We start from the raw sequence: 505 nt of genomic DNA, 5'->3' as shown, positions 1-505 counted from the left end.
CGCGGCTTGGCCGGCGTCGGATGCGTGAGCCGCACGGGCATGCCGTACCGGTCCACCTCGAGCCGACGCGACGGGGCGGGCACCAGGCGGGCCGCCGGGCCGAGGAAGGCGCGCGCAGGATCCAGGAGTGCGCCCTGCGTGACGGCGTCCGTCTCGCTGTGCAGGCCGCGCACGGACTCGCGTGCGGGGTGTGTGCTGCGCTCTTCCATGGCTCCCTTCCTGCATCGTCGGTGGTGGTGCGGACTCCTCTTCGTCTCCCCGGTCTCTCTGGACTGTCCGGCCACCAAGTCTAGAGACGCGCCGGACCGTAACCCCAGGGATCAGCCGCTGTGAACACGAAGGCCTCCGGGTGTGATCCTCCTCGCCCGATCAGGGCAGCCCGATGGTGCGGCCCGGGTCCGTCCGGGTCTGCGCCGGTGCGGACACGGCCCGCGCCTGGGCCTGGCAGTCCGGCCCCAGCTCCACCCCCAGGGCCTCGGCCTGGGCACGCTGCTGCCGCAGGGCG

1 protein-coding gene is annotated in these 505 nt (G+C 73.7%); it reads right to left on the bottom strand.

The window, feature by feature from the left end:
- Nucleotides 1–209: hypothetical protein (locus AC2W7A_RS13320; protein ID WP_485991760.1), on the bottom strand; the 209-nt coding region annotated here is incomplete at its 3' end.
- Between the last annotated feature and the right edge of the window lie 296 nt (nucleotides 210–505).

It is taken from the genome of Micrococcus sp. LASM2_SD2 (genome assembly GCF_057364565.1).
Note: the sequence above shows the minus strand (reverse complement) of the source record. Positions and strands in the feature narration are given on the sequence as shown.